22 protein-coding genes and 4 tRNA genes are annotated in these 24649 nt (G+C 50.7%); 10 read left to right on the top strand and 16 right to left on the bottom strand.

Translation table 11 applies throughout. The features are described 5' to 3' along the window. Window positions 1-3: 3 nt before the first annotated feature. On the bottom strand, window positions 4-1011 hold the full coding sequence (locus EYB30_RS17360) for an ExeA family protein (protein WP_166840601.1): 1008 nt from the start codon (window positions 1009-1011) through the stop codon (window positions 4-6). Between the two features lie 336 nt (window positions 1012-1347). Between EYB30_RS17360 and EYB30_RS17355 the strand changes: the two genes are divergently transcribed. The 4 genes from EYB30_RS17355 to EYB30_RS17340 all read left to right on the top strand — a co-directional run bounded on the left by EYB30_RS17355 (window position 1348) and on the right by EYB30_RS17340 (window position 1728). Beyond that, a tRNA-Ala gene (locus EYB30_RS17355) sits at window positions 1348-1423 on the top strand. Between the two features lie 14 nt (window positions 1424-1437). Beyond that, window positions 1438-1513: transfer RNA gene (locus tag EYB30_RS17350), tRNA-Glu, on the top strand. 34 nt (window positions 1514-1547) lie between these two features. Then, window positions 1548-1623: transfer RNA gene (locus EYB30_RS17345), tRNA-Glu, on the top strand. A 29-nt stretch (window positions 1624-1652) separates the two neighbouring features. Beyond that, a tRNA-Glu gene (locus EYB30_RS17340) sits at window positions 1653-1728 on the top strand. 67 nt (window positions 1729-1795) lie between these two features. On the opposite strand, the gene EYB30_RS17335 is transcribed toward EYB30_RS17340, so the two are convergent. After that, a complete protein-coding gene (locus EYB30_RS17335) occupies window positions 1796-2383 on the bottom strand; it encodes an arylesterase (RefSeq protein ID WP_166840599.1) in 588 nt (195 codons plus the stop codon). A gap of 1 nt (window position 2384) precedes the next feature. Here EYB30_RS17335 and EYB30_RS17330 point away from each other — a divergent pair, with 1 nt between their 5' ends. Continuing rightward, entirely contained in the window at window positions 2385-3092 is a 708-nt protein-coding gene (locus EYB30_RS17330) for an ABC transporter ATP-binding protein (protein ID WP_166840597.1), read from the top strand. Next, the gene (locus EYB30_RS17325) at window positions 3082-5568 is read left to right on the top strand and encodes an ABC transporter permease (protein WP_166840595.1); all 2487 of its coding nucleotides are present in this window, start codon (window positions 3082-3084) and stop codon (window positions 5566-5568) included. Before EYB30_RS17330 ends, EYB30_RS17325 begins: the two co-directional genes overlap by 11 nt. Here EYB30_RS17325 and EYB30_RS17320 read toward each other — a convergent pair whose 3' ends face one another. The 5 genes from EYB30_RS17320 to EYB30_RS17300 form a co-directional block, all read right to left on the bottom strand. Continuing rightward, window positions 5569-6468: a TIGR01777 family oxidoreductase gene (locus tag EYB30_RS17320; RefSeq protein ID WP_241698076.1), complete on the bottom strand. Its 900-nt coding sequence runs from the start codon at window positions 6466-6468 to the stop codon at window positions 5569-5571. Window positions 6469-6508: 40 nt separating this feature from the next. Then, window positions 6509-6874 (bottom strand): dihydroneopterin triphosphate 2'-epimerase, encoded by a 366-nt coding sequence (folX, locus tag EYB30_RS17315; RefSeq protein ID WP_166840593.1) that lies wholly within the window; start codon window positions 6872-6874, stop codon window positions 6509-6511. A gap of 77 nt (window positions 6875-6951) precedes the next feature. Beyond that, window positions 6952-8265, bottom strand: a complete 1314-nt coding sequence (locus EYB30_RS17310) for an ATP-binding protein (protein WP_166840590.1) — start codon at window positions 8263-8265, stop codon at window positions 6952-6954. Window position 8266: 1 nt separating this feature from the next. Continuing rightward, a complete protein-coding gene (locus EYB30_RS17305) occupies window positions 8267-8944 on the bottom strand; it encodes a response regulator transcription factor (RefSeq protein ID WP_166840588.1) in 678 nt (225 codons plus the stop codon). Continuing rightward, a complete protein-coding gene (locus EYB30_RS17300; RefSeq protein WP_166840586.1) occupies window positions 8944-9201 on the bottom strand; it encodes a PepSY domain-containing protein in 258 nt (85 codons plus the stop codon). Before EYB30_RS17300 ends, EYB30_RS17305 begins: the two co-directional genes overlap by 1 nt. A gap of 352 nt (window positions 9202-9553) precedes the next feature. Here EYB30_RS17300 and EYB30_RS17295 point away from each other — a divergent pair, with 352 nt between their 5' ends. Then, window positions 9554-9865, top strand: coding sequence for a ComEA family DNA-binding protein (locus EYB30_RS17295; protein WP_166840584.1), 312 nt, complete (start codon window positions 9554-9556; stop codon window positions 9863-9865). A 27-nt stretch (window positions 9866-9892) separates the two neighbouring features. On the opposite strand, the gene EYB30_RS17290 is transcribed toward EYB30_RS17295, so the two are convergent. The 8 genes from EYB30_RS17290 to EYB30_RS17255 all read right to left on the bottom strand — a co-directional run bounded on the left by EYB30_RS17290 (window position 9893) and on the right by EYB30_RS17255 (window position 19772). Further along, window positions 9893-11113, bottom strand: a complete 1221-nt coding sequence (locus EYB30_RS17290) for an EAL and HDOD domain-containing protein (RefSeq protein ID WP_166840582.1) — start codon at window positions 11111-11113, stop codon at window positions 9893-9895. Between the two features lie 107 nt (window positions 11114-11220). Next, window positions 11221-12687, bottom strand: a complete 1467-nt coding sequence (gene putP, locus EYB30_RS17285; RefSeq protein WP_241698086.1) for a sodium/proline symporter PutP — start codon at window positions 12685-12687, stop codon at window positions 11221-11223. Between the two features lie 260 nt (window positions 12688-12947). After that, complete coding sequence (locus EYB30_RS17280) at window positions 12948-14612, bottom strand: BatD family protein (RefSeq protein ID WP_166840577.1); 1665 nt, start codon at window positions 14610-14612, stop codon at window positions 12948-12950. Further along, on the bottom strand, window positions 14606-16417 hold the full coding sequence (locus EYB30_RS17275; RefSeq protein ID WP_166840575.1) for a VWA domain-containing protein: 1812 nt from the start codon (window positions 16415-16417) through the stop codon (window positions 14606-14608). The genes EYB30_RS17280 and EYB30_RS17275 overlap by 7 nt, the downstream gene beginning before the upstream one ends. Further along, the gene (locus EYB30_RS17270; RefSeq protein ID WP_166840573.1) at window positions 16407-17399 is read right to left on the bottom strand and encodes a vWA domain-containing protein; all 993 of its coding nucleotides are present in this window, start codon (window positions 17397-17399) and stop codon (window positions 16407-16409) included. Before EYB30_RS17270 ends, EYB30_RS17275 begins: the two co-directional genes overlap by 11 nt. Next, a complete protein-coding gene (locus EYB30_RS17265; RefSeq protein ID WP_166840571.1) occupies window positions 17392-17877 on the bottom strand; it encodes a DUF4381 family protein in 486 nt (161 codons plus the stop codon). Before EYB30_RS17265 ends, EYB30_RS17270 begins: the two co-directional genes overlap by 8 nt. Next, entirely contained in the window at window positions 17870-18814 is a 945-nt protein-coding gene (locus tag EYB30_RS17260) for a DUF58 domain-containing protein (protein ID WP_166840569.1), read from the bottom strand. The genes EYB30_RS17265 and EYB30_RS17260 overlap by 8 nt, the downstream gene beginning before the upstream one ends. A gap of 1 nt (window position 18815) precedes the next feature. Then, window positions 18816-19772 (bottom strand): AAA family ATPase, encoded by a 957-nt coding sequence (locus EYB30_RS17255; RefSeq protein WP_174978767.1) that lies wholly within the window; start codon window positions 19770-19772, stop codon window positions 18816-18818. Between the two features lie 193 nt (window positions 19773-19965). Between EYB30_RS17255 and fadI the strand changes: the two genes are divergently transcribed. From fadI to EYB30_RS17240, 3 genes are all read left to right on the top strand, one after another. After that, window positions 19966-21276, top strand: a complete 1311-nt coding sequence (fadI, locus tag EYB30_RS17250) for an acetyl-CoA C-acyltransferase FadI (protein WP_166840567.1) — start codon at window positions 19966-19968, stop codon at window positions 21274-21276. Then, window positions 21276-23408, top strand: coding sequence for a fatty acid oxidation complex subunit alpha FadJ (fadJ, locus tag EYB30_RS17245; RefSeq protein WP_166840565.1), 2133 nt, complete (start codon window positions 21276-21278; stop codon window positions 23406-23408). Before fadI ends, fadJ begins: the two co-directional genes overlap by 1 nt. Window positions 23409-23521: 113 nt before the next feature. Further along, the gene (locus tag EYB30_RS17240) at window positions 23522-23713 is read left to right on the top strand and encodes a hypothetical protein (RefSeq protein ID WP_241698075.1); all 192 of its coding nucleotides are present in this window, start codon (window positions 23522-23524) and stop codon (window positions 23711-23713) included. Here EYB30_RS17240 and hdfR read toward each other — a convergent pair whose 3' ends face one another. After that, window positions 23714-24568, bottom strand: coding sequence for an HTH-type transcriptional regulator HdfR (hdfR, locus tag EYB30_RS17235; protein ID WP_166840561.1), 855 nt, complete (start codon window positions 24566-24568; stop codon window positions 23714-23716). Window positions 24569-24649 lie beyond the last annotated feature (81 nt).

The following is a 24649-nucleotide window of genomic DNA, read 5'->3' as shown; positions in this document are numbered from 1 at the left end:
CCGTTAATCGGCGCTGTCCTTACCGTCTCTGCTGTTTAACAGTTGCTGTTGGCGTTTAAGTAACGCGTCCAGCTCTTTAGCCATTTTAAGCTTTTGCTCCAGCTCATTATCCAGCATAGTGGTGAGTTCTTGCAGCATGGCCTGAGACGACGATGCAGAGGGGGGCCTTTCTGTCACCACAGGGGCTGCAGGAGCCAGATTGGCTATCTCCTGTGACATTTCATCCAGCACCGCCAGCACACTGTCAACATCAATGGTGGGGCGCTCTTCCAGATACCCAAACAATAATATTCTGTCCATGACCGTATTGATCTTGCGGGGTATGCCTCTGCTGTAACGTTGGATTAATGCAAAGCAATCGTCTGATAACAGTGCGCTGTTGCCGCCGGCCTGAAGTAAGCGGTACTGAATATAGGCTTTAGTGTCGTCTTCGGCGAAGGCAGACAAATTAGATGAGGCAATAATACGCTGACGGAACTGTTCCATATTCGGCGCCTGAATAATAGCGTTCAGTTCGTTTTGGCCCAGCAGAAAACTTTGCAAGAGCGGTTTACCGTTCAGCTGAAAGTTTGACAGCATCCTGAGCTCTTCAATGGCCGCCAGCGGTAAGTTTTGCGCCTCGTCGACCAGTAATAACGCTCTGCGATGCTGTGCATGCAGCCGTTTTAGGTAGTTATATATGGCGTCAAGGTAGCTGGCTTTGCTGTGTTCGGTAACAACCAGGTTAAAACATGAGGCTATCATCCGGATTAAATCATCAGGCTCCAGTTTGGAGGTGACAATTTGCTTCGCAATAATCTCATCCTGGTTCAGTTGCGCTAATAATTGATTGGCGATCGTGGTTTTGCCGGTGCCAACGTCACCGGTGATAACGATAAAGCCTTCACCTTGCGATAAACCGTACTGTAAATACGCCAACGCACGTTTGTGCAATTTACTGGCATAAAACAAATGCGTGCTTGGTGTAAGCTGGAACGGGCGCTCCTTAAACCCATAGTACTTTTCGTACATAACAGATAATCCTTTTAATCCTTTCAATAGCTACCGGGCTATACCCTGTTGTTAGTTTATACAAAATTTGCTCAGAACACGATCCGGCACGCCTATCAATAACGCGGTTTTTTTAAGTTACTTAATACTATCTGCAAAAACCAAATTAATTTTTCTGGCTAAGCCGTTATAAAAGCGGCCTTTTTTGCTGTTTTTTGCTTGGAAAATCAGCGTTACGTTTAAAAAATGGCCGAACAGATAAGCTGTTAGAAAAAACTGTTGACACATTTTCAGTGGCACCCTAGAATGCGCCCCGTGTTCAGCGCTAACGCAAGTTAGCAAAAAACATAAAAGTGTGGGGCTATAGCTCAGCTGGGAGAGCGCTTGCATGGCATGCAAGAGGTCAGCGGTTCGATCCCGCTTAGCTCCACCAAGATTTTTTAGTGCGTCCCCTTCGTCTAGAGGCCTAGGACACCGCCCTTTCACGGCGGTAACAGGGGTTCGAATCCCCTAGGGGACGCCAATAAATCTACACTTTTTTGAATGAATGTCTTTGCGTCCCCTTCGTCTAGAGGCCTAGGACACCGCCCTTTCACGGCGGTAACAGGGGTTCGAATCCCCTAGGGGACGCCACTTCATCATTCATTGTCATCTGTTACTGTGTCCCCTTCGTCTAGAGGCCTAGGACACCGCCCTTTCACGGCGGTAACAGGGGTTCGAATCCCCTAGGGGACGCCACTTCGCGTCAAATATCTCAACACTCAACACTCAACATCAATTAAAAGCTCGTCCATCAGCTGATGTTCTAGGGTGTGGGTAAATCCTGCAGCAAAGCGGCCACAAACTCAACAATCAACGGCTGTGCCTTCGTGTTAGGGTGTATGCCATCTTGTAACATCAGCTCACTGTCCACTGCTATCTTGTCCATAAAAAACGGCCATAAGGTTATCTGAAATTGTTCTGCGACCGCGGGATATATTGCGCTGAATTGTTGTCCATAACGTGGTCCATAGTTTGGTGGAATGCGTATTTGCATTAGTACCGGCATCGCATTATGCTGCTGAACTAACCTAATGATTTGGCTTAAATTCGATTTTATAGTGTCAATTGCAAAGCCACGCAGGCCGTCGTTACCGCCGAGCTCAACCAACACGGCATCAGGTTTATGTTGCTGTAGTAACGCCGGTAAACGGGCCAGACCGCCCGCTGTGGTTTCGCCGCTGATGCTGGCATTGATCAGCTGCCAGTCGGTACTTTGTTGCAGTAAATGAGGCCATCCCTCCTGCTGTTGCATGCCATAGGCGGCGCTTAGGCTGTCGCCAAGGATCAGCAATTTCTGCGCAAGCAGGTTATGGCTGAATAGTCCGATTAACAACAAGAAGATAATACGCATAATGAATACACCTGAAGTTCATATCAACGCGGTAAAGTTGGCTAAGACGGTCAAACTTACCGAAGGTTCCTTAACTATCCTGCATGATATCAGCCTGACGATCAATCGTGGCGAAACGGTTGCCATTGTCGGCGCTTCTGGTTCCGGCAAGTCAACCTTGCTCAGCTTACTGGCAGGGCTGGATTTACCCAGCCACGGCGAAGTGTATCTGGCCGGACGGCCATTGCATACTTTATCAGAGGATGAACGGGCTGCAGTAAGAGCGGCAGATGTTGGTTTTGTGTTTCAGTCATTTTTGTTACTGCCCAGTCTGACGGCACTGGAGAATATTACTTTACCCGCTGAGCTTGCCGGAATAAAAGATGCCCGCAGCCGTGGCCTGGCGTTGCTGGAACAAGTGGGGCTGTCGGCGCGGGCCGATTTTTTCCCGGCGCAACTTTCCGGTGGTGAACAACAACGCGTGGCCATTGCACGGGCTTTTATCACCCGGCCTGCAGTGCTGTTTGCCGATGAGCCTTCGGCCAATCTTGACGCGGCAACCGGGCAAAAAATTGAAGATCTGTTGTTTACATTAAATGCTGAGCAGGGCACGACCCTGGTACTGGTAACCCATAACAATGACCTGGCACAGCGCTGCCAGCGGCAATACCGCATGCAAGCAGGCCGTTTTATTGACAGTGACCTGAAAGGATTGGCGAATGTGGGCTAGTATTGCATGGCGTTTATTCTGGCGTGAATTAAGCCGGGGTGAATTGTGGGTTATTGCTTTTGCACTGTTTCTGGCGGTCGGCTCGGTTGTCAGCTTAAGTGGCATTACCGAAGGCGTAAAAAGCGCATTAATGCAGCGCAGTGCTCAGTTTATTGCTGCCGATAAGGTACTACGATCCAGCCAACCGTTTGAGCAACGTATTGTCGATAAGGCAGAGCAACTTCAGCTGAAAACGGCGCAGCAGATGCAGTTTGATTCGATGCTATTTGCCGGGGATAACTTGCGTTTGGCCACGATTAAAGTGGTTAGCAGCAGTTATCCGCTGCGCGGCGAGCTGGTGTTAAAGCGTGGTAATGTCATTACAGCGACAGAAGCCGCAACCTTGACCCCAGGGCAACTGTTCCTTGAAGCCAGATTGTTTGACTTACTTGGTGTGGCGGTAGGCGATGAGATTGAGCTGGGCATGAGCCGGCTGCAGGTTGGTGGCGTCATTGTCAATGAACCTGATGCGCCTTTGAGTGTATTTGGCGGCGCGCCCAGGGTGATTATGCACCTGGATGATGTTGCCGCCACAGAAATAGTGCAGCCTGGCAGCCGAATTGGTTATCGCTATCTGTTTGCCGGTAGCACCGAAAACCTTCAGCAATTTGAAAGCGAGCTGACACCGCAGCTGAGTGTGCATCAACGCTGGCAGAAAATGGATCGTGAATCAGCCATTGGCAGTGCGCTGCAGCGGGCTGAGCGGTTTTTATTGCTGGCCGGTCTGCTGGGAATAGTATTGGCTGCCTGTGCTGCCGCGGTGGCCGCCAGCCGTTATAGTCAGCGGCATACTCAGGCGGTTGCGGTGATTAAGGCATTAGGCGCGACCACAGCACAAATCCGGTTGATTTACGGTAGCCATTTGTTACTGGTGGTGCTGTTCAGCCTGCTCTGTGGCCTGATAGCCGGCCAAGTGGCTATTGGTGCCGTGCAGTGGGGAATACAGTTGTACCTGCCTGACTATCGTGCCGAGTTCAGTATGCGGCCATTATGGCTTGGTAGCTTAACCTGTATGATTTGTGCGTTGTTGTTTGCTGCCCGGCCGATGTGGCGTCTGGCTGCAACGCCGGCAATAGAAGTGTTAAAACGGCCGGCAGCGAAGTTTACGCTTGATACGTTGCAGTGGCTGACCGGTGCGGCAGCGATTTGGGCATTGATGTGGTTGTTCAGTGGTGAGTTGGTGCTGAGTATTGGCTTGTTTTTACTCTGTGCCGGTTTTGCCGCGATATTGATGGCAAGCGCTGCCGTGCTGGTACGGCTGGCTAAACCTATGGCAGCAGGGCAGAGCAGTGCCCGCAAGCTGGCGCTGGCAAATTTAAAGCGCCGCTTATGGGCCAATAGTTTTCAGCTTATTACCTTTAGCCTGGCAATTTTCCTGGCGCTGCTCTTGTATTTTCTGCGGGCTGAACTTATCGGGCAGTGGCAACGGCAGATCCCCGTTGGTGCTCCCAATCAATTTCTGGTGAATATTACCGAGTCACAGCGTAGTGTGTTGGATAGCTTTGCCGCTGAACATCAGTTGGAATTGGGACAGTATTATCCGGTAGTCCGTGGCCGGTTAACGGCCATTAACGATGAGCAGTTGCAGCAGGAGGCAACCAAAGACGACCGCAGCCAACAGCGGGTTGGCGTAGGGCGCGAGCTTAATCTGACCTGGTTGTCACAGCTGCCTGATAATAATCAGCTGCTTAGCGGTAGTTGGTTTAGCCGCGACGCTAAAGCTCAAGTCTCTGTCGAGGCTGAAATTGCCGAGCGGCTGGAGGTAAAGCTGGGGGATAGTCTGGTATTTTCTATTGGTGGCCAAATGGTAACAGCCAAGGTCAGCAGTATCCGCAAAGTAGACTGGAACAGCTTGCAGCCTAATTTCTATATGATTTTAAGCCCGGATTTACTGGCAGATTTTCCGGCAACCTACATTAACGCTTTTTACCTGTCAGCTGAGCGTACTGCTTTGCTTAATCAATTAGCCCGGCTGTTACCAACGGTAACGGTGATCAGCGTAGATAATATTATTGCTCAGGTGAATGATATTATTGCTCAGGTCACCATAGCATTGAGCTTTATTCTGCTGATTATTTGTATTGCGGCGGCACTGGTATTGGTGGCGCAGGTGCAGGCCACGCTGGAGCAGCGTGAGCAGGAGCTGGCTATTTTACGTACTCTGGGCGCGCGATATGCCTTTTTGCGTAATGCGCTGTTACTGGAATTCGCCTTACTGGGGGCGATGGCCGGAGGTTTTGCCACCCTGCTGGCCGAGGTGATGCTGTTAACGGTGCAACAGCGGGTGTTTGAGTTGCCATTTTCGCCGCACTATAACCTGTGGTGGATGGGGCCGGTACTGGGGATAGTCATGGTCACGCTATTGGGCTGGTGGCAGTTAAAGCGCTTATTGCGTATTCCCGGTGCACAGTTAATGCGTAAAGTGCTGCAAGGCTAATCAGCTTTGCAGTAAATCCTTTAGCGCGGCCGGCAGGGTGTCAAATTGGAACTCAAAGCCTGCTTTAATCAGGTTTGCCGGGATCACCCTTTGGCCGGTAAGCAGTAAATCGGCCATTTCTCCGAGCATTAACTGCAAGATAAAAGCCGGCATTGGCAGTATCGCCGGGCGGTGCAGTGTTTTTGCCAGGCAGCGGCTAAACTCTGCATTGGTGACCGGGGTAGGAGCTGTGACGTTAAACACGCCACTGAGCGTAGGTTGTAACAGTAGAAAGTCGATGATGCGCAGCATGTCGTTTATGTGCACCCAAGACATATACTGCTCGCCGCTCGCTACCGGCCCGCCAAGGCCTAATTTAAACGGCAAATACATTTTTTTCAGCGCCCCGCCGTTAGCGGCCAGGACAATGCCAGTGCGCAGCAGACAAACGCGGGTGTGCTCACTGCTTGCCTGTAGCGCAATTTGCTCCCAACGCTGACACAGCTGATGGGTAAACTCAGCATGGTAATGGGTAAAGTCTTCGCCAATCAGCGTTGCCTGCTGGCGGCCATAAATGCCAATAGCAGAACCGCTGATAAACACTTTAGGCGGCGTTGTCGCGGCATTAATGCCACTGACTAATTGCTCCGTCAGATCCCAGCGGCTATGGCACAAGCGCTGTTTTTGCTCTGCACTCCAACGTTTGTCGGCGATAGGCTCACCGGCAAGGTTGACCACGGCATCAAGCTGATTAAAATCGACCTGTGCCAGTGAGGTGACCGCTTTTATATCAGCACCAAACAAGTCGGTAACTTTTTTTGCGCTGCGCGACAACACCCACAGCTGATGCTGCCCCCGCCATAAGTTCACTAAACCAGAGCCAATCAGGCCTGTACCGCCCGTCAGTAAAATATTCATCATTATGGCCGTATCATTACACGCACTGCGATAAGTATAGTGGTTATTTATTGACCGATAGCGTCAGCGATACAGAATCGGCAAAACGCAGGGCGTGCGGCTTGTCAATTTCCACTTCGGCATAGCGCACGGACGGGTGCTCTGCGGCCAATGCCAGTACCTCTGCAGTCAGTTTTTCCAGTAGTGAGAAGCGCTGCTGTTCAACCAGGGCGATAATTTTTTTGGTGATAGTCCGGTAATTTAAGGCGTTGTCCATGTTGTCGGTGTTGGCTGCATCGGCTGCGCTGTAGTGGATTTTGGCATTAATCACGACATCTTGTTTGTTATTTATTTCATCTTCTTTAATACCAATGTAGGTGCGAAGACGCAGGTTTTTTATTTTAATGACAGCAGGATTGTTAAGTTGCATCAATGGGCTTCCGCTTTAAGAGTGTTGTTGTGTTGCTATTACGCCCATTTGGGCCGGTACGATCAGCAAAACGTGCATTAAGAAAATAGCAGGCGAAAACGCGCGCCACCAAGCTCACTGTCATCGAGCTGTAACGAGCCAGCATAAGATTGTACTAACTCGGCGACGATAGCAAGACCCACACCATGGCCTTCATGGTAGGTATCTAACCTGGCACCGCGCTGGAATAACTGTTGCCGCTTATCAGCCGGTATACCCGGGCCATCATCTTCAATACACAAGGTTAGCTGCTGCGGTGATGTACTGATTGTCACCTGCACCGTGTTGTGACAGGCTTTACAGGCATTGTCCAGCAGGTTACCCAGTATTTCCATTAAATCTGTCTCATCACCACGAAACACGCAGTCATCTGCGCAGTGTAGCTGGATGTTAATGGCTTTATCCCGATAAATTTTACTTAACGCAGCAATCAGTTTTTGCAGCAGGGGCTTAATTTCAATTTGCTTTTTCCACACATCCTGCCCTGAGCTGGCGGCCCGTTTCAGCTGATGCTCTATCATCGAGGTAATACGGTCTAGCTGTTCTTTTAACTCAGGTTGTTGGCTAAGTGGCGAGGTTTGTAATACGGCGACCGGTGTTTTCAAGGCATGTGCCAGATCGCTTAGGTGATTGCGATAACGTTGCTTCTGCCGGTTCTGATTAGCCAGCAGCAGGTTAAGATCTTCTTTGATGATACTCAGCTCCGCCGGATAGCGGCCGCTGAGTTTTTCCTGGCTGCCATTTTCGACCCGGCGGATTTCATTGTCCAGCCGAGACAGCGGTTTGGTTGTCCAGTAGTAGGCTAATAACATCAACATCAACAGCATCAGACTAATGCCAGCAAACCACTGTAGCAGGGTGGCGCGAAATGCCAGTTGTGGCGCCATCAGGCGTTCATCGGTTTGAACAATATGAATGGTCAGCGGCCGGGTATAATCTTCGGCGTCAAACAACAGGGAAATAGACAGCACCCAAAACTGGCCGCCGGCTTGCTGTATCGGACGGAACAGATGCTCGCCCGGCGGTAATTGTTGCCAGGGCGGACTAAATTGCTGATTTAATGAAGAATCACTTTGCCAGACCATGGTTTGTTCATGGGTAATATAGGCACTCAGGCCTGAGTCTGGCCGGTAAAAATCCGGTGCCAGGGCGTTATTTAACAGCTCAACCTTGTCTTCTGACACACTTAATTCAGATAACACCGCATACAGATGCACTTCAAGCTTTTGTTCGGTATTGGTGAGTAACTGAGTGTAAAAGGCGCGATCTATCGCAATGAAAGAGCTGGGCAACAGCAGCAGTAACAAAAAGACACTTACCAGCAGTTGCCGTAGCTTTAAAGACAAAGACATATCAGGCCACTGTCAGGGTAAAACGGTAGCCTCTGCCGCGCAGTGTTTCGATCGGTTTAATATCGCCGTCAGGATCGAGTTTCTTGCGCAGTCGCAATACAAACACTTCAATCACATTGCTGTCTAAGTCAAAGTCCTGATCGTAAATATGCTCGGTTAGCTCAGTTTTCGAAATCACCTTAGTTGGGTTGAGCATAAAGTACTCTAATACTTTATATTCGTATGCCGTTAAGCTGATCTCATCTTCATTTAACCAAACTTGCTGGGTGCGGCTGTTCAAAGCGATAGGGCCGGCTGACAAGGTGGGTTCAGGCTGGCCTGCCGCACGGCGTATTAATGCATTACAACGGGCTAATAATTCTTCAGTATGAAACGGCTTGGTCAGATAATCATCAGCACCGGCATCTAAGCCTTCTACTTTCTCCTGCCAGCTACCGCGGGCGGTCAACACGATAATCGGCGTTTTTAACGCTTGCTGGCGGGCTTTGCGGATCAGGGTTAACCCATCCATCTTCGGCAGGCCAATATCGATAATCGCTAAGTCATAAGGATACTCAGACAGCTTAAACCAGCCGTCATCACCGTCTGTGGCGACATCAACACTAAATTGCTGCTGTTGCAGCTGATCTTTGATTTGCTGAGCGAGTAAGGTCTCATCTTCAACCACGAGTAGGCGCATTAATTTCCATCCCTTTTAACACGGCCAGACTGGCCGTCGACTAATACTGTAATAACCCTGCCGTCTGGTTGCACAACTCTGATACGGTAGTTATGTCTGTCTGACTGTACTTTAACAATCTTGCCCGGATAGTACTGTTGCGCCAGTGCTGCAGCTTGTTCACGACTAAGCGGCTTTTTTTCTGGTTGGGTACTGGCTTGAGATAGCGCACCGAATAACAGTGCTGCCGTTAGCAATAATACTCTGGTGCTAAACATGATTCTCTCCGTTTGAACAAGCGATACTGTACCGAACTATTGATTCTACAGCAATTGTTTAGATTGACACTTTGCCAGGCCGCACAGCTGAAACAGTTTGCTGCCGTAGTAGTAAAGGCAAGGGTAGGCGCAGTAGTCTTAATTAACGCTGAATAGTTGTTAAACACGACAATACAGCAATGTTAAATAATATTTGCAAAAGTTAATGTATTGACTAAATTTAATTTGTTGGCAGTTAAATCTCCGGACACTGGTTGTGTGGCTTGCATTTTGGTAACAGCGCCAACCCAGAAAAATCAGGCTGAGGTACAGGATGTCATCAGAAAACGGGGTAAATCTAAGGATGATAAAAATGAGAAAATTATGTTTTGCACTGGGTATGACTGCGTTGAGTTTAACCGCTAACCTTTGTGTTGCTGATACCACGCCAACCGCACTGAGCAAGGCCAGTGCTCAGTCGCATAGTGTGCAAAAAGTGTCCATAAATAAGGCTACGCTGGAGCAGTTAGATGCCATCCCGGGTTTAGGAAAGAAAAAAGCTCAGGCTTTACTGGACTATATAGCGCAAAATGGCCCGATTAAAGATCAGGCGCAATTGACTCAGGTTAAAGGCATAGGCGATAAACTGGCAGCGAAAATCAGCCCTTACCTAAGCTTTAACTAAGCGCTGACTAACACCCTTGGCCCTGGGTTAATCACCCAGGGCTTTCATTTGTTCATTGGCCCATTGTACGGCAGTGTGATAAGCGTCCGGTACCTTATCATTTGCCAGACCCAAGCTGCTGATGGCGGCATTGGCTTCTTGCCAGTGCGCGGTTTCATAAAACTGGATTAGCTTAATATAGTCTGCCAGGACACCTTGTTTATCAACCAGGGCTTCTTTAATTTCTTTGGCCAGCGGCAACTTACTCATGACACTGTCAATCGGCTCATCCAGAATAGCGTCCATTAACGACATCAAACCGGTTAGGAAGGCTTTGGCAGTATCTACCTTGCCGTGTAGCTCAGCCAGGCCTTCAGCAAAACGGGCCCGGGTCATCGACATGCGCATTAATTCTGCCGGCTTATCACTGCTGATTTGCGCCGTGAACAATAACGACAAAAACTTTTTCAGCTCTACCTGGCCCAAAACAACCAGCGCTTGCTTGATGTTTTCTATTTCGGCCCGGCGTTTAAAAATAGCCGAGTTGCTGTAACGCAGCAGCTTGTATGACAGGTGAACGTCGCGTTGAAAAACCTGGGTAATTTTACTCAGGTCCATATCGGCTTTAGATGTCTCATACAGCAGCTCTGCCAGCGTCATCTGCGCTGGCGATAAGGCTTTACTTTGCATCATCTCGGGCTTGGAGAAAAAATAGCCTTGAAAATAGCTAAAGCCGAGATCCAGTGCTAACTGAAACTCTTCATTTGTCTCTACTTTTTCTGCCAGTAGTTTAATGTGGTTAAAGTCAGCAATTGCCGCTTTAATCTCATTTATCGTATCGGTAGAGGTTGAGCGAAAATCGATTTTGATAATATCGATAAAGGGATAAAAATGCCGCCATACCGGTTGGTGCACATAGTCATCCAGTGCCAGCATATAGCCTTGTTGCTTTAAGTACTGGCATTCGGCCAGCAGCCTTTTGCCAGGTTGCACCGTCTCCAAAATCTCTACAACTACTTGCTCTTTGGGCAACATGCCGGGATATTTCTTTAGCAGGGTGTCCAACGTAAAGTTAATAAAACCTGGCTTATCACCGAGAAAATCATCCAGGCCAAAACTGAACTGGCTGCCTTCAATCATGCGTGACGTGGCTTCGTCACCGTCTATAGCCGGGAAGGCATTTTCCAGGCCATCACGAAACAGCAGTTCGTAAGCGTACAGCTCTTTGTTGCGGTCAAGTATGGGTTGGCGGGCGGCATAAAAGTACATAAATGTTCTATCTCAAAAATGAACACTAAAACCGTAATTTAGCAAAGATCCGTCAGCGGGGCACACATATTTTGTGTTGCCCCGTCAATTTAGTTCGTGCTACCCGCTCAGGCGTGTTTAATGCTGTGCTGCATTCTTTCAAACAGCGTGATCACATCTGGTGCCGGCGCTTTTGTCAGGCGGCTAACGATAATAATGCTTAGGGTGCTGATGATTACCCCAGGGACAATTTCGTAAACCAGGCTACTCAAGCTGGCACCATTTTCCAGTACCGGCGCATAGATCCAGAACAATACGGTAGCAGCACCACTGATAATGCCGCTTAACGCACCGGCAAATGTCATACGCTGCCAATACAGACTCAGCACAACCAAAGGCCCAAAGGCGGCACCAAAACCAGCCCAGGCATTGCTCACCAGTGACAAAATAGAACTATCGCGGTCGTATGCCAAAGCAATAGCCACCAGCGCAACGGCCAACACGGATAGACGGCCGACCAACACCAATTCTTTTTGGCTGGCATCGCGTTTTACAAAAGCTTTGTAAAAATCTTCTGTTAATGAGCTTGATGTCACCAGCAATTGCGACGAGATAGTACTCATAATGGCAGCCAGAATAGCGGCCAGTAAGAAGCCGGAAATTAACGGATGAAATAAAAACTGCGAGAAGACGATAAAGATCGTTTCCGGATCGGCTAATGTCATCTTTGTATTGGCAACGTAAGCAATACCGACCATGCCAGTCATCACGGCGCCGATGATCGTAATTAACATCCAGCTCATGCCAATACGGCGGGCAGCTTTAATGTCTTTAACTGAACGTATCGCCATAAAGCGCACAATAATGTGCGGCTGGCCAAAGTAGCCAAAACCCCAGGACAGCAGCGAGATAATACCCAGAACAGATACCGCCTGCGCCGTATTAGCGTCTACAAAAGGGTCAATAAAGTTGGCGTTAACGGCGGTGACCTGAGACACCACTGAGCTAAAGCCGCCAAGGTGATCCACTGCCACCAAAGGTACTAACACCAGCGCGACAAACATAATGCAGCCCTGGACAAAGTCGGTAATGCTGACCGCCATAAAACCGCCAAACAGGGTGTAAGCGACAACAACACCGGCAGTAACATAGAGCCCCAGCTCGTAACTCAGACCAAAAGAGCTTTCAAATAATTTACCGCCGCCAACAACACCCGATGAGGTGTAAAGCGTAAAGAAAATCACGATGACCACTGAGGATACAACACGCAGTAAACGGGTTTTATCGGCAAAACGTTTTTCAAAATAATCCGGCAGTGTAATTGCATCATGTGCTACTTCGGTATATACCCGCAATCTAGGGGCGACGATCAGGTAGTTAACATAAGCGCCGATTAACAAGCCTACCGCTATCCAGGCGCTGCTGATACCCGACAAATACATAGCACCGGGTACACCCAGCAACATCCAGCCACTCATATCGGATGCACCGGCCGACAAGGCTGTTACACCCGGGCCTAATTTTCGGCCACCCAGCATATAGCCTGACACATCAGCGGTAGAGGTTTTATAGCCATACAAACCAATGGCCAGCATGACCAGAAAATACAGCCCCAGGGAAATAATAGTGCCTGTTTCCAAAACAGTTTCTCCTTATTTAAGCGCGGCTGAGCTTTGCTTAAGCCAACCCTAAGCAAAGCTCAGTATAAAAAAATACCTGATACGGGATCAGGTTTCAGCTCAGCACTCATGCTAACAAGTTGTCGCCAGCCTTACCAGTGTTAAGCGCCGGGCGTGCTATCTGCCCGGACGATTAACCTCGCGACTGGCTATGTCGTGGTTTGGGAGGTGGCGCTTTACGAAGGATACAGTGGGGACAATGGCGTTGTTGCGGTTGTCGTCTGCTGCTTATGATACTGCTGCCAGGCGTGCCAGAAAGCATCACCTTGCCAGGGCTGCGGTGAATTGGCGTATAACGCCCGGTTTAGCGCGAGGATTTCAGTGTTAAGTGCCTCAGAAGCAAAATGCTGGCTCAGTTGGCTCAGAGCAGTGTAGCGTTGGTCAAATTGCTGATGGGCAAAGCGCAGCAGCTCGGCTTTGGCGCGCTGGGCATCGCCTTGCTGACAGGCCTGCTTTAACACCGCACTGTTAAAGCGCACCCGGCTTGGCGTCGGGTTTATCTCTGGGTGCACTGTGTTAAGTTGCCAGTACAGATAGACGGCAAATAGACTAAGCAGCCACAATGCCAGTAGCAGCCAGCTCAGATAATTCCATTGCCAGTGTGATACTGCGGCCTGACCATTTGCTGGGGTTGTCGTGTTTAGCGCCGCAGTCGGTTGCTGCGCTTGCATTGTCGTGCTTTGTGCTGCTTTTGCCTGAGCTGACGCAATAACCTTCAGCGTGCGCTTAGGTAAACGGGCATAGTCCAGCTGGTTGGTTTGACTGTTCCACCAAGGCAGTACGACTTCAGGTAATTCAATGCTACCGGCTTTATTGGCGATCACAGCCGTAGTAAAAATTTTCTGTGCCACTAAGCGGCCATTGCGCTGGGCGCTTTTACTTTGCGGTTGTTCCTGATACAACCTTAACCCTTCCGGGAAATCTTGTTGTAGCTCGGGGAGCTGGTTTTCTGCGACATCCACGGCGGACAGCGTAATGGTTCGGGTAACAGGTTCACCTTGCTTTAATTCGGACAGCTCAGGGCTCCATTCTTCAGTTAGCGTCACCAGACCAGCGATCAACCAGTTACCGGGGAAAGTATCCGGCAGTGGTTTCACTGTGATATCAATAGGTTGTGCCTGCTGTACTACCGTTTTGGTGCGGGCAAAGTAGTTATAGCGGGCGCTGTCACGGTCGATCATTTCGCCGCTAAAGGTGGGTGGCGTTATGCTGAAGTTACCGCTGCGCTGTGGCGTAATGGCATAGCGGCGGCTAATGGTGCGATAACGCATACCATTGACCAGCTCTGTGCCTTCGATGTCGTCACCCACCTGGCTGATACTGGCGTCTGCTAACTGCGGCTCTGATAAGGAGCCGCGTTGTAAGTCACCATTGAAGTAAATGGTTACCTGATAATAGCTAAGTTGTTGTACATACAGCTGTTGTTGCTCGATGCTGGCCTGTAAAAACAGTTCGCCTTTATTGCTGCTGCTCTGTGGTGTTTCATCTAATACCTGTAAGGTAATAGGCTCGCTGCTTAGCCCCTGCAACGTAAAAGCCGGGATAGTAAAGCTACCGGCGGTTTTTGGCAGCAGGACGACTGTCCAGCTGGTGCTCTGGCTGGCCTGGCCGTTGATAATCTGTGAGCTGGTGCTGACAGAGGGCAGCATTACGGTAAAATCCTGCTCCAGTGCGCGAAAATTTATTGCATCGGCGGCGACTTTTGCGTTGGCTTTCACTGTTAAGGTTACTGATTCACCCCGCAGTGCCGGGTTTTTATCTACCTGGGCACTTAACTGGGTTAGCGCCTGCAGCGACATACTTAGCAGCAATAGCACAGATAGCAACAAACCTTTTACCATTGTTCATCAACTCCACTGGGTAAACGCTGTTGTTGGCGTTTTAAATACTCAAGATACATTTTATTGCGCAGCAGCAGGGCAGGGTCGTCCTGTACTTTGCGCAGCAGGTTATCCAACTGCTGTTGCTCTTCGGCGCTGGCATTGGGCCAGGCTTCCTGTATAGCGGCCTGCTGGGGTTGTGCGCTGTCATCCTCTGTTTCAGCTTGCTGTTGTTGCTCTGCAGTGGCTTGGGGCTCAGCTTGTTGTGGCTGCTGTTCAGCGTCATTTTGCTGAGCGCTATCTTGCGGCTGTGCTGCACTGTCGCTATCGCTCTGGCTATCTGAGCTGCTGTCACTTTGGCTGTCGCTGGCGTTCTGTGATTGTTGCTGTTCACCGTCTTGTTGCTGTTTTTCGCCATCCTGCTGTTGCTGCTGTTGCTGCTGTTGTTCTTGCTGGCGCATTAATTGCTGCATTAAATCAGCATTTTGTTGTGCCGGTTTAAAGTCTGGCTGGTGTTGTAGTGCGTCGGTGTATGCCTCTAGCGCTTCCTGGTAACGCTGCTGTTGCGCCAGGCTGTTGCCCAGATTATGCAAGGCGGCAGCATCAGGTTGTGCCTGCACAGCCCGGCGATAGGCTTGTTCAGCGCCTTGATAATCGCCACTGCGGTAAGCGGCATTGCCTTGCCATAACGGATCGGTAAATTTTTGTTGTGCGCTGCTAAAGTCACCTTCGGCATAATCTTGTTTTGCCTGTTGCTGTTGGGTCTGCCACAGGTCGCGCCATTCAAACGCTTCAGCCTGGTAAGGCAGCAATAGCAAGGCGGTCAGGCTCAGCAGATGGCTGTATTTGCGCTGTAACAACACTAACGGCAACAGTAACCACACCAGATAAATGGCACTGTCCTGCCATTGATCACCCTGAATATGTTTGTTGGCATCGGCCTGATCCAGCGCAGATAACGGCGGCAAGTTCAGCAAGGCGCTAACCGGCTCTGTCGTTGCCAGCGCCTGCACATAGACACCGCCACTGTGGCGCGCTAACGAGCTGAGTTGTTGCTGGGGTAGCCGCGGTAACACAACGCCTCCGGCAGAATTTTTCAATAACTCGCCGCTTTCCAGTTTCACCGGCGCACCGTCTTCAGAACCAAAACCCAGGATAGACAAACGGTGCGGCCAGTTATTCAGCAAGTCCTGAATATCACGCAGGCTGTTGTTGTCATACCCGTCAGTAAACACCACCACATCGCCACGCGGATAGCCCGCCTGGCGTAACAACTTATCGGCTTGTGTCAGCGCGGCCAATAAATTGGAGCCCTGCGCTGGCATGATCTCAGGGGTTAAATCGGGCACCAGCAGGCGAATATTATTATGATCCGGTGTTAAGGGCGAAATCACAAAGGCATCACCGGCAAAGCTCAGCAGCGCCAGTTCACCTTCTTTTAACTGGTTGCTAAAATCCAGAGCGGCGAAGCGCTGCTGAGTTAAGCGGTCGGGCGCCATATCGGTGGCACGCATTGACAGCGACATATCCAGCACCAGCACAGTGGCTTTTTTCAGGGCAAAGGCCGGCTGTGGCAGCTTTTCAAAACTGGGGCCCGCCAGTGCAATGGTGGCCAGCAGCCAGCTTAGCGCCAGCAGCGGTAACGCCAGCGGCTGTTTGCTTTGTAGCAGCTGGGCTCCCAGCAACACCGGTTGTAAGTGCTGCGCAATCAGGTTGTGCCAGGGGCTTTGCGAGCGCCGGTGATAGTACAGCAGAGCCAAAAACAGCATGACCGGCAGCAGCGCCAGCAAAAACCAGGGCCGTAAAAAATGAAAATCAGCCAGCATGTTTAATCACTCCACGCCAGTATATGTTGCGCGCTGCCAGCACAAAAGACAGCAATAAGGCGAACCCCAGTGGCCAGTGCAGCAGGCTGCGTTGTGGCCGGTAGGTAACGGCATCCCGTTCTATAGGTTCAAGCTGATCAATCAACTGGTAAATCTGGTTTAATTCAGTTAAATCACGGGCGCGGAAATAGCGGCCGCCGGTATCTTCCGCCAGCTTTGTTAACAGGCGTTCGTCCAGATCCTGCGATGGGTTAACCATGCGCCGGCCAAATATGCTTTGTTGCAGCATTTGCTCTGCGCCGACACCCACTGTATGAATTTTCACACCGGCGGCTTTAGCCAGTTGCAGGGCTTCTAACGGCTGAATATTGCCTGCGGTGTTAGCACCATCACTAAGCAAAATAAGCACCTTGTTTGAACTGTCGTAGGTATTCAGTCGTTTCACGGCCAGACCAATAGCTTCGCCAATCGCCGTGCGGGTACCCACCAGACGTAACACGCTGTCATCCAGCATCTTTTGCACGGTAACCAAATCAAAGGTGAGAGGGGTTTGTTGGTAAGCTGCGTCGGCAAATAAGATCAAGCCGATGCGATCGCCCTGACGGCGCTTAATAAAGTCAGACACTACCATTTTAACGGCATCTAAGCGGTTTATGCTCTGGCCCTGGTGCTGCATATCGGCAATTTCCATCGAGCCGGACAAATCCAGTGCCAGCATTAAATCCCGGCCCTGTTGTGGCAGCGTGACCGGCTCACCCAGCCAACGCGGTTGGGTGGCACTAAGTACCAGCAACAGCCATATCAGTAGTGCCAGCATTGAGCGCAGGTTAACGCTACGGTAATGCTGTTGCTGTTGCTCAGACGCCAGCTTGGCCAGCGCAGGTAGGGTGATGGCTGCGTCGGATGCCGGGCGGCGCTTAACCCTTAGCAACAGCGGTGCCAGCACCAGCAGGGCCATCCACGGGTAGCTAAAATCAAGCACTGGCGACCTCCGGCTTATCCAGTGTCAATACCGCTTTGCCGCGGTAGGCGGTTAACCAGGCCCGGGCGAATTGATACAGCTGCTCATTGGCCTCAACATCTTGCCTGCCCTGGTATAACAACTGCGTCAAGTCTGGCAGCGGCAGGGGGTGCTGCTGAGCCAGCCAGTGTTGCCATTGCGTTGTACTGCAGCTTAACGCCGGATGACCGGGCTGGTAATGTTGCAGCACACGTTTTAATAACAGATTAATCTGCACCGGCGCATCGTTTTGTAATGCAAGCTGCTCCAGCAACTGCAGCGCCTGACGTTTGGCAGCAAAATAGCGCCAACGCTGGTAAAGCGACAGTAGCAGATAGACGGCGCCAGCCAGTACCAGCGCAAGCAGCAACCACCATAAGGGCGCTAACGCAAAGTGCTGTAGCGTTTCAGGTTCAGCGATATCAGCCAGTTGTTCCAGCGCTGAATGTGTATCAGCCATACCATCTTCTCTCTAATTGGTTTAACACCGGCTCTGCAGCGCTAATCGGTAACCATTTACAGCCTAATTGACTAATATGGTGCTGCAGCAGCTGGCTGGCGCTGAGCTGCTGGCTGGCATAACGCTGTTGTAAGACGCTGCTGCCCAGCTCAATATAGCCGGTAGTGCGACCATCACTGATAGCTGCCAGGCCGTGGCTGTTTGCTGGCAGGGCAATGTCCAACGGATCGGAAATAACACAGCAGCTGACTTCATTGTGCTGGCGGATAGCACGGATATGCCTGAGGCCATGTTGGTTAAAATCAGCAAAATCGGACAGGATATAGACCAAACTGCCGGGCCTGACCAGACGACGCAACTGGCTAAGTGCATCATTTAAATTCAGGCCTTGTGCTGTTTTACCGCTTTGGTGCACTGCGGTTAAGGCATTAAAATAGCGCAGCACACCATGGCTGCGGCTTTGCGGTTTTAACTCAAAATGTTGTTGTTGGCTAAATACCAGGCCGCCGAGTTTGTCGCCGCGTTGTTTTACATGCCAGGCAATCAGCGCCGCCAGATGCGCCGCTTGCACAGACTTAAACAGCAAGGTAGAGCCAAAGCGCATGGTGCTGCCAAGATCGGTCAGAATAAATACCGGCCGCTCTTTTTCTTCACGAAATAACTTAGTGTGCACCTTGCCGGTGCGTGCGGTAACGCGCCAGTCGATAGTGCGCACATCATCACCGCTTTGGTAATGCCGTACTTCATCAAACTCCATACCACGGCCTTTACTTTTTGCCAGGTAGGTGCCGGCCAGCTTGCTTTGTATTGCTATACCCGGCGTTAAATCCAGCACCTTGGTATAACGCTGATACCATAACAATTCCGTCAGCCCCAGCTCAGTGCCGTTGGTACCGTTTTGCGCCAGCCATTGCTCAGCAGTCAGGGTAAAGCTCATATCAGGCCGAGGGTACCAGACGCAGAATCTCAGTCAGTACGTCATCAGTACTGATGCCCTCTGCTTCGGCAGCATAGGTCAGGATCAGCCGATGGCGCAGCGCATTATGAAATACCGCCTGAATGTCGTCCGGCGTGACAAAATCGCGGCCGGCCAACCAGGCTTTAGCGCGGGCGCAGCGCTCCAGCGCAATGGTGGCGCGTGGGCTGGCACCATAGCCAATCCAGCTGGCCAGTTTGTCGCTATACGCTTTGGCATTACGCGTAGCCATAACCAGCTGCACGATATATTGCTCCAGGCTGTCGGCCATATGCAGTTGTAAAATGGCTTTACGCGCAGCAAAAATATCAGCCTGACTAATCGGGCTAACCTCTGCCTGTGCGCCGGTTAAGGCTTCACCACGGGTGAGTTTTAAAATTTGCAGCTCGGTGTCAGCGTTTGGATAGTCGACTTTTAAGTGCAGTAAAAAGCGGTCTAACTGGGCTTCCGGTAGCGGGTAGGTGCCTTCTTGCTCCAGCGGGTTTTGTGTCGCCATCACCAGAAATAATTCCGGCAGCGGATAAGTATTACGGCCTACGGTAACTTGTTTTTCAGCCATGGCTTCCAGCAGTGCAGATTGCACTTTGGCCGGCGCGCGGTTTATCTCGTCGGCCAGAATAATATGATGAAACAGCGGGCCGCTCTGAAATTCAAACTGGCCGGTTTCCGGCCGGTAAATATCGGTACCGGTTAAGTCAGCCGGCAGTAAGTCCGGGGTAAACTGAACCCGGTGAAACCGGCCTTCAACGCCATGCGCCAGCGCATTAACCGCACGGGTTTTTGCCAGGCCAGGCGGCCCCTCGACCAGCAAATGACCGTTGGCCAGCAGCGCCAGTAAAATACCTTCGGTCAGTTCGGATTGCCCCAGTACCTGGCTATCGAGATAGGCTTTTAAACCAGAAAACGCGTTTACCATCATAGTATCAGTCTTAATTAATTGGATTTATTGGTTGTTTTATCGCCAAGCGCCACTAAAACGGGCTAGGCTAAGACGTTATAACCTATATAAGGTTCCGTTTGCATTAAAACAAGTGTTTTAATTTTCAACGACTGTCGCTACAATCGGTGTTAATAATACAGGTCAGACCTGTAATTTTAATAAGAGGAACACTATGAGCTCGCCAATTAACCTTAGTACCCGCAGCGGCGATCGCATCGCTATTGTCTCAGGTTTACGCACCCCCTTTGCCAAGCAGGCAACCGAATTTCACGGCGTCTCTGCGCTGGATCTGGGCAAGCTGGTGGTCAATGAGTTGCTGATCCGCAGCGAGTTGGATCCCAAGCTGATTGAACAAGTGGTGTACGGTAAAGTAGTGCAGATGCCCGAAGCGCCGAATATTGCCCGTGAAATCGTGCTGGGCACCGGCATGAATGTGCACACCGATGCTTTTAGTGTCACCCGGGCCTGTGCCACCAGTTTTCAGTCGGTGGTCAGTGTGGCTGAGTCGATGATGGCCGGTATTACCCAGATTGCAATAGCGGGTGGTGCCGATTCAAGCTCGGTGTTGCCCATTGGTGTCAGCAAAAAACTGGCCCGCGCCCTGGTTGATTTAAATAAAGCCCGTACTTTTGGCCAGAAACTGGCGATTTTTCGCCGCTTAGGTTTAAAAGATTTGCTGCCCGTGCCGCCGGCGGTCGCCGAGTATAGCACCGGCTTGTCGATGGGCGACACCGCTGAGCAAATGGCGAAAACGCACAATATTAGCCGCGCCGATCAGGATGCACTGGCGCATCGCTCACACACTCTGGCAACACAAGCCTGGCAAAGCGGCGTGATGAAACATGAAGTGATGACAGCCCATGTTGAGCCTTATTCGCGTTATTTAGACATGGATAACAATATCCGTCAGGACTCAAAGCTGGAGTCTTACGCCAAGTTAAAACCGGTATTCGACCGTGCGCATGGTAGCGTTACCGCCGCTAACGCCACCCCACTTACCGATGGCGCCTCAGCCGTACTGATGATGACAGAAAGCCGGGCTAAAGCACTGGGCTACACGCCGCTGGGGTATATCCGTAGCTATGCATTTGCTGCCATCGATGTGTATGACGATATGCTAATGGGACCGTCTTATGCCACGCCAATTGCGCTGGACCGCGCGGGTATGTCGTTAAATGATCTGACCCTGATTGAAATGCATGAAGCCTTTGCTGCGCAAACACTGGCTAACGTAAAAATGTTTGCCAGCAAAAAGTTTGCCGAGGAAAAGCTTGGCCGCAGCCAGGCCATTGGTGACATTGATATGACTAAATTTAACGTACAGGGCGGCTCTTTAGCTTATGGCCACCCGTTCGCAGCTACCGGCACCCGCTTAATCGTGCAAACCTTAAATGAATTAAAACGTCGCGGTGGTGGTATTGGTTTAACCACGGCCTGTGCAGCAGGTGGTTTGGGCGCAGCAATGATTGTGGAGACAGAATAATGACAAGCAGCAACAGTTTTAGCCTGCAAATCCGTGATGATGCCATCGGCGTTATCACGATGGACATTGCCGGCGAGTCGATGAATGTACTCAAGGCCGCCTTTGCTGATGAGATTAGCCAGCTGCTGAGCGAAATAAAAGCCAATAGTCAGCTTAAGGGCCTGGTGTTTATCAGTGGTAAGCCAGACTCTTTTATTGCCGGTGCCGATATCAGCATGCTTGATGGTTGTAAAACCGCTGAAGAAGCGCAAGCCATAGGCCGGATGGGCCAGCAAATGTTCGACCAACTTGAGCAATTGCCTATTCCGTTGGTGGCGGCTATCCACGGTCCTTGTCTGGGCGGTGGTTTAGAGTTGGCATTGGCGTGTCATGCCAGGGTGGTGACGTCAGATAGCAAAACGGTATTAGGTCTGCCAGAAGTGCAGTTGGGCTTACTGCCAGGTAGTGGCGGTACCCAGCGGTTACCTAAGCTGGTGGGCTTACAAAAAGCGCTGGACATGATCCTGACCGGTAAACAACTACGCGCCGCGCAGGCAAAAAAGGCCGGTCTGGTTGATGATGTGGTGCCCAAAAGCATTCTGCTTGAAGCCGCAATTAAGTTGGCACTAAAAGGTAAGCCCAAGCGCGACCCGGCTAAGCTGAATTTGGTCGGCAAAGTGCTGGAGCGCACGCCATTTGGTCGTAATGTGCTGTTTGGTCAGGCGCGTAAGCAAACGTTAAAGAAAACCCAGGGCAACTATCCGGCGCCGCTGAAAATTCTTGATGTGATTAAAACCGGAGTTGACAGTGGTATGCAGGCTGGTTTAGCCGCTGAAGCCAAAGCCTTTGGTCAGTTATGTATGACCAAAGAATCGGCGGCCCTGCGCAGCTTATTTTTTGCCACCACACAAATGAAAAAAGAAACCGGTGCCGGTGATACCAAGCCTGAAACCGTGCGTAAAGCGGCGGTGCTGGGCGGAGGCCTGATGGGCGGTGGTATTGCAAATGTTACCGCGACCAAAGCCGGTATACCGGTGCGGATCAAAGATATTAACGAGCAGGGTATCAGCAATGCGCTGAAATACAGCTATTCGCTGCTGGAAAAGAAACTTAAGCGTCGCTTTATTAGCAAAGCTCAAATGCAACAGCAACTGCTGCGGATGACAGGCTGCACAGATTACAGCGGTTTTCATGATGCGGATATCGTGGTGGAAGCCGTGTTTGAAGATTTAGCGTTAAAGCAGCAAATGGTGGCGGATATTGAACAGCATTGCAGCGAAAAGACGATATTTGCCAGCAACACCAGCTCGTTACCGATTAAACAGATTGCCGCTAAGGCCAAGCGGCCAGAAAATGTTATCGGCCTGCATTATTTTTCACCGGTAGATAAAATGCCATTGGTTGAGGTGATAGCACACGAAGGCACCTCGGCGCAGACCATTGCTACCACCGTGGCCTTTGCCCGTAAACAGGGCAAAACCCCGATAGTGGTAAAAGACGGTGCCGGTTTTTACGTCAATCGTATTCTGGCGCTGTATATGAATGAAGCCGCCAGTATTTTGCTGGAAGGCGAGCCGGTAGAAAAAATTGATCAGGCACTGGTTAAATTCGGCTTCCCGGTTGGGCCGGTAACCTTGCTGGATGAAGTGGGTATAGACGTCGGCGCTAAGATATCGCCTATTCTGACCGCGGAGCTGGGTGAGCGTTTCGCGGCGCCAGCGGCCTTTGATAAGTTGCTGGCCGATGGCCGCAAAGGTAAAAAAACAGAAAAAGGCTTTTATCTGTACGGCAAGGCTGCGAAAAAGGGCAAAAAGCAGGTGGATGCCAGTGTATACGGCGTACTGGGCGTAACTGCAGCGCCCAGGCTAAACCTGGACGAAATCAGCAGCCGCTGTGTAGTGCAAATGCTCAACGAAGCCGTACGCTGCTTAGAAGAAGGCATTATTGCCAGTGCCCGCGACGGCGATATCGGGGCTATCTTTGGCATCGGTTTCCCACCGTTTCTCGGTGGCCCGTTCCGTTATATTGACCAGTTAGGTGCCGACAAGCTGCTGGCACAATTACGCAACCTGGAAAGCCGCTTCGGCAGCCGTTTTGCCCCGGCGCCACTGCTGCAACGTATGGCTGAGCAGCAACAACGTTTTTATCCGTAACGGCGGTTAACGGCCTTTGCTTGAAATACAACCAAAGGTTAACAGCAATAACTAACACAGGCCGGTATAATAACCGGCCTGGTGTTTTATATTTCAGAGGATGTCTGGTGTTAATGTTACCTGTTGTGTGGCTGCTGACAGCCGCAGGTATTTATGTTGCGGCACTGCGCAGTGGCATGACCGCGCTAAAATGGGCGCTGGCAGCCATCCTGACCGGGCCGTTATTATTACCGCTGTTTAACAGCCATAAGCGGCTGCTGCTGAGTAAAGCCCATGGCCGTAATACGGCGCTGTTTAAACCTTAATCAGTTACTGTGTAGCAGTTGGCGTAACTGATAGACAATATCGCTTATCTGCTGGCGCTGGGCTGTTTTGGGCAGTGACACAGCAAACAGTTCACGCGTCATCACCGGGGCATCGCTAATCAGGGTTAAGCTGTTATCGGCCAGCAAATGACTCACCATGGTTTGGGGCAGGTAAGCTGAGCCACCACCTTGCTGCATCAGCTCCAGCGCAATACGGGCGCTGCCGGTGCGTAAAAACGGCGGCGGCAACTGCGGGAAACAGCGGCTATGCTGAATATCAAAGGCCGTACCCCAATCGACCAGAATATAGCGCTGTTGCATGGCCTGTTCGCTACTGCGGTTGCTAAAAGTGGTTACCGGTAACAGTTTGATATCTCCCAGCTTGTCGATCTGCATTTCGTCCACTTTAGGGGCATCAAACAACACTGCAATGTCCAGTTGCCGCTCTAATACCTGGCGGGCGATTTGCTCTTTGCCCATAGACTCGGCACGCCAGCATAGCTCTGGCAACTGCTGCTGGATCTGAATAAAGCCCTGTAACAAAAACGCTTCCCAAACATTGGCGCTGGCAGCGATAGACAGCTGGATACTTTGTTCTGCACTGACAGCCACATCTTGTCTGGCGCGTTGCAATGCCGTTAGCATGGCTTCTGCATGCGGTAATAAACGTTCACCGGCCGCAGTAAGCTGAATATTATTGCGATAACGGCTGAACAGGTTAACGCCAAGTTGCTGCTCAAGCTGGCGGATACGAAAGCTGACGGCTGACTGGGTTAAGTAAAGATTTTCGGCGGCTTTACCAAAATGCCTTGTACGCTGAACTTCTATAAAGGTTTTGAGCAGTTCGGTATCCAAATTAAATCCTTTGATATTTTTATGGTGTCGATAAAAAATATTTGTTTTACGACGGGAATTTTGTTAACCATACTCCGCACA

It is taken from the genome of Rheinheimera pleomorphica (assembly GCF_011634895.1).
Lineage (GTDB): Bacteria > Pseudomonadota > Gammaproteobacteria > Enterobacterales > Alteromonadaceae > Alishewanella > Alishewanella pleomorphica.
The sequence above is the reverse complement of the archived record's forward strand: the minus strand, read 5'-3'. Positions and strand labels throughout refer to the sequence as shown.

Coding starts and splice junctions, on each gene's coding strand:
- EYB30_RS17360 (WP_166840601.1), bottom strand. CDS start 1,011: ATGTACGAAAAGTACTATGGGTTTAAGGAGCGCCCGTTCCAGCTTACA.
- EYB30_RS17335 (WP_166840599.1), bottom strand. CDS start 2,383: ATGCGTATTATCTTCTTGTTGTTAATCGGACTATTCAGCCATAACCTG.
- EYB30_RS17330 (WP_166840597.1), top strand. CDS start 2,385: ATGAATACACCTGAAGTTCATATCAACGCGGTAAAGTTGGCTAAGACG.
- EYB30_RS17325 (WP_166840595.1), top strand. CDS start 3,082: ATGTGGGCTAGTATTGCATGGCGTTTATTCTGGCGTGAATTAAGCCGG.
- EYB30_RS17320 (WP_241698076.1), bottom strand. CDS start 6,468: ATGATGAATATTTTACTGACGGGCGGTACAGGCCTGATTGGCTCTGGT.
- folX (WP_166840593.1), bottom strand. CDS start 6,874: ATGCAACTTAACAATCCTGCTGTCATTAAAATAAAAAACCTGCGTCTT.
- EYB30_RS17310 (WP_166840590.1), bottom strand. CDS start 8,265: ATGTCTTTGTCTTTAAAGCTACGGCAACTGCTGGTAAGTGTCTTTTTG.
- EYB30_RS17305 (WP_166840588.1), bottom strand. CDS start 8,944: ATGCGCCTACTCGTGGTTGAAGATGAGACCTTACTCGCTCAGCAAATC.
- EYB30_RS17300 (WP_166840586.1), bottom strand. CDS start 9,201: ATGTTTAGCACCAGAGTATTATTGCTAACGGCAGCACTGTTATTCGGT.
- EYB30_RS17295 (WP_166840584.1), top strand. CDS start 9,554: ATGAGAAAATTATGTTTTGCACTGGGTATGACTGCGTTGAGTTTAACC.
- EYB30_RS17290 (WP_166840582.1), bottom strand. CDS start 11,113: ATGTACTTTTATGCCGCCCGCCAACCCATACTTGACCGCAACAAAGAG.
- putP (WP_241698086.1), bottom strand. CDS start 12,687: ATGCTGGCCATTGGTTTGTATGGCTATAAAACCTCTACCGCTGATGTG.
- EYB30_RS17280 (WP_166840577.1), bottom strand. CDS start 14,612: ATGGTAAAAGGTTTGTTGCTATCTGTGCTATTGCTGCTAAGTATGTCG.
- EYB30_RS17275 (WP_166840575.1), bottom strand. CDS start 16,417: ATGCTGGCTGATTTTCATTTTTTACGGCCCTGGTTTTTGCTGGCGCTG.
- EYB30_RS17265 (WP_166840571.1), bottom strand. CDS start 17,877: ATGGCTGATACACATTCAGCGCTGGAACAACTGGCTGATATCGCTGAA.
- EYB30_RS17260 (WP_166840569.1), bottom strand. CDS start 18,814: ATGAGCTTTACCCTGACTGCTGAGCAATGGCTGGCGCAAAACGGTACC.
- EYB30_RS17255 (WP_174978767.1), bottom strand. CDS start 19,772: ATGATGGTAAACGCGTTTTCTGGTTTAAAAGCCTATCTCGATAGCCAG.
- fadI (WP_166840567.1), top strand. CDS start 19,966: ATGAGCTCGCCAATTAACCTTAGTACCCGCAGCGGCGATCGCATCGCT.
- fadJ (WP_166840565.1), top strand. CDS start 21,276: ATGACAAGCAGCAACAGTTTTAGCCTGCAAATCCGTGATGATGCCATC.
- EYB30_RS17240 (WP_241698075.1), top strand. CDS start 23,522: ATGTTACCTGTTGTGTGGCTGCTGACAGCCGCAGGTATTTATGTTGCG.